General features: G+C 58.8%; 5 protein-coding genes. 2 read left to right on the plus strand and 3 right to left on the minus strand.

The window, feature by feature from the left end; genetic code table 11:
* Window position 1: 1 nt before the first annotated feature.
* Window positions 2-406: a Na(+)/H(+) antiporter subunit B gene (locus LJE63_06305; GenBank protein ID MCG6906221.1), complete on the minus strand. Its 405-nt coding sequence runs from the start codon at window positions 404-406 to the stop codon at window positions 2-4.
* A gap of 8 nt (window positions 407-414) precedes the next feature.
* Entirely contained in the window at window positions 415-2,661 is a 2,247-nt protein-coding gene (locus LJE63_06310) for a DUF4040 domain-containing protein (GenBank protein MCG6906222.1), read from the minus strand.
* Between the two features lie 559 nt (window positions 2,662-3,220).
* Between LJE63_06310 and LJE63_06315 the strand changes: the two genes are divergently transcribed.
* Together LJE63_06315 and LJE63_06320 are read left to right on the plus strand one after the other, a co-directional pair.
* On the plus strand, window positions 3,221-5,713 hold the full coding sequence (locus tag LJE63_06315) for an AAA family ATPase (protein ID MCG6906223.1): 2,493 nt from the start codon (window positions 3,221-3,223) through the stop codon (window positions 5,711-5,713).
* A 256-nt stretch (window positions 5,714-5,969) separates the two neighbouring features.
* Window positions 5,970-6,431, plus strand: a complete 462-nt coding sequence (locus tag LJE63_06320; protein MCG6906224.1) for a hypothetical protein — start codon at window positions 5,970-5,972, stop codon at window positions 6,429-6,431.
* 257 nt (window positions 6,432-6,688) lie between these two features.
* On the opposite strand, the gene LJE63_06325 is transcribed toward LJE63_06320, so the two are convergent.
* Complete coding sequence (locus tag LJE63_06325) at window positions 6,689-7,021, minus strand: hypothetical protein (protein MCG6906225.1); 333 nt, start codon at window positions 7,019-7,021, stop codon at window positions 6,689-6,691.
* Between the last annotated feature and the right edge of the window lie 487 nt (window positions 7,022-7,508).

Genomic DNA, 7,508 nt, shown 5'->3' on the forward strand with positions numbered 1-7,508 from the left:
CTCAAATTTCCTCCAGTCCCAGGACCAGAGTCAAAATGGATCCCAGAACCACCAGAAAAACACCCAGGTCGAATACCAGGGGCGTGCCGACGGCCGGTGCGGCGGAGCCCGCCGGCCACCACAAGCCGGTCAAAAAAGGGAGTCCGGCCAACGCCCCCCAAAGGCCCGCGCTGATGGCCAGCAGGAGCCCCGTCGCCACCAGGACCAGCGGGTCGAGCCGCAGGGCGCGCCGCACCGGCTGGGGCCCCTCGGCGATGGCAAACAGCGAAAAACCGGTTGCAGCCACCAGCGCTGCGGAAAAACCGCCGCCCGGAGCGTTGTGACCCCGAAAGAGGAGATAGACGGCAAAAACGAGGATCAGGCCCACCAGAATGCGATTGGCCACCTGGAGGATGAACGAGGGCATGGCCGCGGCTACCTCCTTTCCCGGGAGATCAGGGCGAAGCCGGCCAAGCCAGCGGTTGCGACCACAACGATCTCACCGAGGGTGTCCAGGCCCCTGAAATCCACCAGGATAACGTTGACGATGTTGCGCCCGTGGGCCACCAGATAGCTGTTGTGCTCGAAAAAATCGGTCAACTGGCGGTCCATGACACCGCTGGTTGCCGCCATGCAGAGGACGGCGACCAATGCCCCGGCACCCAGCGCCACCAGAGCATCCACCCAGCGGCCGGGCAATTCGCCACCGGACTTTTTCTGCAGCGGCGGCAACCGCAGCAAAACGATGGCCACGATGATCAGCGTCAGGGTTTCCACCAGCAGCTGGGTTAGCGCCAGATCCGGCGCGCCGAAGACCAGAAAGACCAGCGCCGCACCGGAGCCGACCACCCCCAGGGCGCAGACTGCCAGGATCCGGCTGCGGGCTGCCACCACAACCCCCACCGCGCCCGCCATAAGGGCCACCAGCAGCCACTGCCAAAAGGGCAGGGACGGCAGGGGCGGCGCTACGAGGCCGCCTTCGGCGTTCAGGAACCAGACAGTGGTTGCAGTCAGGGTAAAAACGGTCAGAATCGTCAGCAGATAGCGGTGCAGCGAGCCGTTTTGGATAAACCCCGTCAGCAGCCCAGCGCTTCGCGCCGTGGCGGCCATGGTCAGGGCGTAGAGCCCATCCGCGGTGAAGGGCATCCCGGCCGCCAGGGCCGCGACCCAGCGCCGGACAGGCCGTCTGACCAGGTAAAAAGCCGCCCCCAAAACAAGGGTCAGGATGCTCAGCAGGAGCGGGTCGTTGACGCCGTGAAAAAGCTTCAGCCCGGCGTGTTCGGCAACCGGATGGATCGCCGAGACGGCCGGTGCCACCAGCCATCGCCCGACCCAGTCGGGGATAAGGCCGAATATTAGGCACAACGACCCGATCGCCGTCGGCCCCAGCCACATCCAAACCGGTGCCTCATGGGGCGGGACGGGGGTCGGCAGCGCCTTCCCCAAAAACGGGCGGATCAAAACCGTACCCGCCACAGCGGTCATCAGGGCGTTGCACAGCACCGCCGCGGAAGTGGCGAAAACCGGAAAAACCTCCTCGGCCAAGGCGCCTTCGTACATGATCTCCTTGCCGACGAAGCCCAGAAAGAGGGGAAAGCCGGCCATGGACATGGCCGCCGTGGCGGCGCCGAAAGCGGTGGCGGGCATGGCGCGGATCAGCCCGCCGATGCGCCCGATCTCGCGGGTCCCGGTTCCATGGTCGATGATCCCGACAACCAGAAAAAGCGCCGACTTGTAAAGGGAGTGCACCAGCATGAAGGTCACGGCAGCCGTCAGGGCCGGGGTCGTCTTGCCCCCCAGAAACATCGTCAGGATGCCCAGAGCCATGATAGTCGTGTAGGCCAGCAGGCGCTTGAGATCGGTCTGCCCCATGGCGAGCACGGCCCCCAGAAGCGCCGTCACCCCGCCGACGATGACCAGCGTGCCCATCCAGGCCGTGGTGCCGCCGAGCACCGGGTGCAAGCGTGCCAAGAGATAGATGCCGGCCTTGACCATGGTGGCCGAATGCAGGAAGGCGCTGATCGGGGTCGGCGCGCTCATGGCGTTGGGCAGCCAGAAATGAAACGGGAATTGCGCGGACTTGGTAAACGCGCCGGTGAAGACCAATGCGAGAATCGGGAGGTAAAAGACGTGCCCCTGTATGGCCCGGGCGGACTCGGCAAGCGCGGAGAGACGGTAAGTCCCGGCAAGCCCACCGATCAGCAGAAACCCGATCAAAAGCGCCAGCCCGCCGGCGCCGGTCACCAGCAGCGCCTGGCGCGCATGCCGGCGGGCGGCGTCGTTTTCGTGGTCAAAGCCGATCAGCAGGTACGACAGCAGCGTCGTCAGTTCCCAAAAGACAAACAGCGTGATCAGGTTGTCGGCGAAGACCACCCCCAGCATGGCCAGCAAAAACAGATGCAGAAAGACGAAGAAGCGGGCGTAATACCGGTTGCCGCGCATGTAGTCGGCCGCAAAAAGAACCACGAAAACGCCGATGCCGCTGACGATCAGGCCGAAGAAGACGCTCAACCCGTCGACGGCGAAATCGGCGTCGACCCCCAGGCCGGGTGCCCACACCCAGGAGAGGTAAGCGGCCCCGCCGCCAACCACCCCCGGCACCTGCAGGCACAAGCCCGCAAAAAGCGCCAGCGGCAAGAGGGCCGTCATCCTGCCGGCAATCACGGAATTTGGCTCCTGCATGGCGTCGCGACCTTGCTGCGGGGGCTGAAACGGCGACGGCGCGGTGTTGAGACTCTGGCGCCGGATTCAGGGGTGCCGTACCACTCGGGAAAGAATCGCCCGCCTGCGCCGGGTTGCGTTTCGCCCAAAGACCTCTTCGGCCGGCGTTTAGCGGGGAATGGGCCGATGGAGGGAGGGCGGGAAACATACCGCAAGCAAGACGCGCAGCGGCTTTTTTTTCGTCGAGACCCTGAAGCCTGGGACCGGCTTCGGCGATTGTGAACGGACCCTTTGGATATGCCAAAAAGAGGGGTGGGTGTCAATCACAACCTCGTCGGCATGACGCCAATCCTTTTAAAACAGATTGACCGGGCGGCGTGCGGCTGAGGCTTTTTTCAGCGGGGATTTTTCGATTGGCGCGGGGCGCGGCGATTATTACGAAAACAACCTGACCGCGGCCATTTATGACACAACCAATTTAATTTATTGACTAAATATTTTATTTTTGAAATACCCATCTGGGCCTGGGATTTTAACGCCCCTTACGCCTGCCGCAAACCGTGCCCTCCCCCTTTTTGATATGGAAAACAACCAGCGCCAGCCCATCGCAAGGATCAGCGAAACAATTCGCGGAATAGTCGACCGGGTCACCTACCACAACCCCGACAGCGGCTGGTCGGTGCTGCGGGTCCTGTCCTTGGACAATCTGTACCGGCAGGAAACGGTGATCGTCCACCAAACAAAGGTTTTCGCCGGCGCCACGATGGAGTTTCGCGGGTTCTGGACGGTTCACCCCAAGTTCGGGCGGCAGTTCAGGGCCACGGAGGCCTTCGAGAGGAAGCCGGCAACCCTGGCGGCCCTGGAAAAATATTTGGGATCGGGTCTCATCAGTGGGGTCGGGCCCAAAACGGCCAAAAAGATCGTCAGGCACTTCGGCGACCAAACCCTTGCTGTCTTTGAAGGGGAAATCTCGCGGCTGCAGGAGGTACGCGGAATCGCCCAAAAAAAGCTCCACACCATCAGCGAGGCCTGGCGCGCGCACCGGGCGATCCGTGATGTGATGATGTTTCTTCAATCCCACGGGATCAGCACCCTCTTTGCGGTCAGGATCTACAAGGCGTATGGGGACAACGCCATCGCCTATGTAACGGAGGACCCCTACCGCCTGGCCAGCGACTTTTTCGGCATCGGTTTTTTTTCCGCCGACAAGGTCGCCTTGAGTATCGGTCTTGCGGCTGACAGCCCCCAGCGAATCATGGCCGGGATCCGGCACGTGCTTTCCGCCAGCAGGGAATTGGGCCATTGCTATCTGACGCAATCCCAGATCCGCTCCCAGGTCCAGGAACTGATCCTGTTGAACGTGACCGATCGCCTGCCGGATCTTCTCGGCCAAATGGTCCGGGAGGGGCTTGCCATGGTCCGGGAGCAGGCCACCCCGGAGGGTGTCACCGAGCCTTGCTACTATGCCAAATCCCTGTACTTCGACGAGTTGTATGTGGCGCAAAAACTCGCCGCCATGAGAACCCCGCCGCAGGTTGACAGTGCGCGAATCGATCGCTGGCTGGATCAATACTGCCGGGTCCGGAACATTTCCCTGAGCGCGGAACAAGCCGATGCCGTAAGGGGGATTGCGGGCGAACGCTGCTCGGTCTTGACCGGGGGTCCCGGCTGCGGCAAAACAACGGCCACCCTGGTCCTGGTCCGGCTGCTGGAGGCGATGGGGCTGAAGGTTCTGCTGGCGGCCCCGACCGGTCGCGCGGCGCAGCGTATGACGGATGTGATCGGCCGGGAATCCAAGACGATTCATCGGCTGCTGGAGTGGCAGATCGGCAAATTCAACAGAAACGAAGACAACCCGTTGGATGTCGATTTCCTGATCGTGGACGAGTGCTCCATGCTGGACATCAACCTGAGCGCCTCGTTGTTGCGGGCGGTGCCGAGCCAAAGCCAGGTCCTTTTCATCGGCGATCCGGACCAGTTGCCATCGGTGGGCGCCGGCAACGTGCTGCGGGACATCATCGCCTCACAGAAAATCCCCTGCTTCCGACTGTCGAAGGTGTTTCGGCAAGCCCAGGCCTCGCGGATCATCCGCCATGCCCACCAGATCAACCAGGGGGTGATGCCCCACATCGATTCCCCGTTTCAAAAACCCGAAATTTGGCAAAACGGGTCCGATTGCCTGTTCATTGACGCCGAGGAAGCCACCGGCGAGCAGCTGAAATTCATCGCCAGGGTGAAAAGGGCCCTCGGGTCGCCGGCAGAAGCGCCGGATGCCGGCGCCGCATCCGCCCTTTACGAATTCCGCTCGGACGAACCGATAACCGCCTACGAAACCGAATGGCGCATTCCGAAAAAATTTCAACACGTCGACCTCGACCTGCTGTTGAAGGCCGGGACCGGGGTTGAGGAACTGCGCACTGTATTAAAAAAGGTGCACCCATGGTCGTCCCTGCATTACGGTCTGGCCGCTTCGGAGGTGGTCCGGAAGCTTTTTCTGGAATGGATACCGAAATACTTTGGGGACCAACTGGAGATTCAGATCATCAGCCCGATGAGGCGCGGAAGTCTGGGAACCCTCAATTTAAACAGGATGATTCAGGAATCGGCCAACCCCCCCCGCAAAGGCAAAAGCCAACTGCTGGTGGGTGAAAAGACATTAAGGATCGGCGATCGTGTGATTCACCGCCGAAACAACTACGAACTCGGGGTGTTTAACGGCGATATCGGTGTCATCAGCGATATCGACAATGAAAAGCTGACCTGTCGGGTGTCTTTTTCCCCCGACGGCAGGCAGGTACTCTACCAGCGCGATCAAATCCAGGAGCTCGATCTGGCCTATGCCATTACAATCCACAAGTCCCAGGGAAGCGAATTCGGCGCGGTTATCATCCCGGTTCTCACTCAGCACTTCAAAATGCTTTTTCGCAACCTGATCTACACGGGACTGACAAGGGCCAGAAAACTGGCCGTTTTGGTGGGAACCCGCAGGGCGCTGGCGATGGCGGTGCGGAATCAGGATACCAGTCAGCGGCAAACCTCATTGAAAGCGCTCTTAATTGCCATGGCAAAGTGAGGGGGCAATCGTTTTGAAGGCGAACCCCAAGGACCCGGCCTTGGCGCGTTTTGATCCCCAAAATCAGCGCGCAGTGCAAGGAGGTTGCCAGCGATGGCAACCCGCGCCAGGAGAGTGGGTTATGGCGGGAAGGAGGAAGTGGGACCACCGGGTTTGCCCGTAACACCGACGGCGCTTGACATGGCCAGATCCGAGGCTAGTTTGAGACCTGAGGAGTTGATGAATTCAAACTTACCTTGGGGAAATGGGGGGCATTGTGAAAACGCGAATACTTAACATTCTCCTTTTTCTCTGCACACTCATGGCGCTTGTCGGCTGCAAGCAGCTGATTCTGGGTACAAAAGCCCCTGCGGCCAGAAGCGTCCGATTGGTGGAAGGCAGCCCCCAGACCGGGACCTGGGCAGCTTCAGAATTTGTCATGCACTATGAGTATCTTTTCAATCGGGCCAAAGAAAACGACTTTGGATTGCTTGAATTTTCGGCTTTCATCGAGAAAACGGCCGCCAGACTGGACAGCCTTTCCATCTGGATCTATCTGCTCGACGCAAACGGTAAAATCGTCGAGTTGAAACGGCTTTACGCTTCCGGCTACAAAGATCCCGCCTATATGGAAAAAAGCCTGGCCCGCAGGCTCACGACCCAGGTGCCTGCTCCTCCGGAAACAGTCGCCATCAGCTTTGCCTATACGGCAGCGGCGTGGAATGGTGGCAGCAGATAACCGATGACCGCAACTCAAATTAAACGCCTAACCACCCAAAAAATTCATCGCATCTTTTTTAAACATGCCCCAATCTCCGAGAAAAAAAGAAGCCCCACCTTTCAAACGCGAGAGGTGAGGCTCAATGCGCGCATCCCCGACCTCGCTGCCCAGCACTGCCGCGAAATAAGGACGGTGGCAAGCGCCGGGATTGCATGAGGCCGGACCAAAGCCCAGGGGATAATCCAATGGGTTTTTGGTTTTCTGAATTTGCCGGTTTAAATCAGTTTCAACGAGATTCCCACTTTGGTCTTGCGTGCCAAAAAAAGGTCCCCCACCTTGAAGCCCAACTCTTCAATCAGCTCCTTGGGAAGGATCAGACTACCCCGCTTGCTAACGGCTATTTCCTTTTTAACCCCACCTGATGGCTTTCCGCCTCGCGGGCTTTGAATTTCGGGAATTTCACCGGCCTCCATCAACGCATTGGCATAGGCCAACTTGAGTTGCGTTGAGGTATTAAAGCCGAACTTCTTCATGATGTCGCTTTGGGCAGCCCCCTCCTTGACCATCTTCACAAGACGCTTTCCATCGACCTCTTTTTTCTTCGCCATAAAACCTCTCCTTTTGAATGTGATGGGGTTTCAATTTATGATCGGTATCCAATGTGTGAAACGACCGGTAACATAATCGGATATGCTTAATCAATCTTTATTTTATAACTTGTAATGAAATTTTTCCAACAATCACCCCTCGCCCATAAAAATAGACCCATTCATGATGATTTCAGCCTGAAAAGGGCATCCTCAAACCAGCCGTGGTGCACCATTTGAGAAGCCGACACGCTTCCCACCCAAAACACCGAATCGTCGAGCGTCCCCTGCATCGTCGATACATGGCCGTTGAAGGTTTTGTCGATAAAAATTTACCCGAGATACCATCATTCCAAACGTGTGAAACATTTCCGCAGCAGGCCGATATAAAACCTGGCATCATCCGGAAATTTTGATGACGGCGCAAAAAACATTTTACCCCAACGCGCGGTGTTCTGAAGGGAAGGCGCTTTGATGGGGATCCCGGAGATAGGCCTGGATTTACGCC

The sequence above is a fragment of the Desulfobacteraceae bacterium genome, from assembly GCA_022340425.1.
Classification (GTDB): domain Bacteria; phylum Desulfobacterota; class Desulfobacteria; order Desulfobacterales; family JAABRJ01; genus JAABRJ01.

Bases quoted from the DNA above. Each gene is read 5' to 3' on its own strand.
- LJE63_06305 (MCG6906221.1), bottom strand. From the start codon at position 406: ATGCCCTCGTTCATCCTCCAGGTGGCCAATCGCATTCTGGTGGGCCTG.
- LJE63_06310 (MCG6906222.1), bottom strand. From the start codon at position 2,661: ATGCAGGAGCCAAATTCCGTGATTGCCGGCAGGATGACGGCCCTCTTG.
- LJE63_06315 (MCG6906223.1), top strand. From the start codon at position 3,221: ATGGAAAACAACCAGCGCCAGCCCATCGCAAGGATCAGCGAAACAATT.
- LJE63_06325 (MCG6906225.1), bottom strand. From the start codon at position 7,021: ATGGCGAAGAAAAAAGAGGTCGATGGAAAGCGTCTTGTGAAGATGGTC.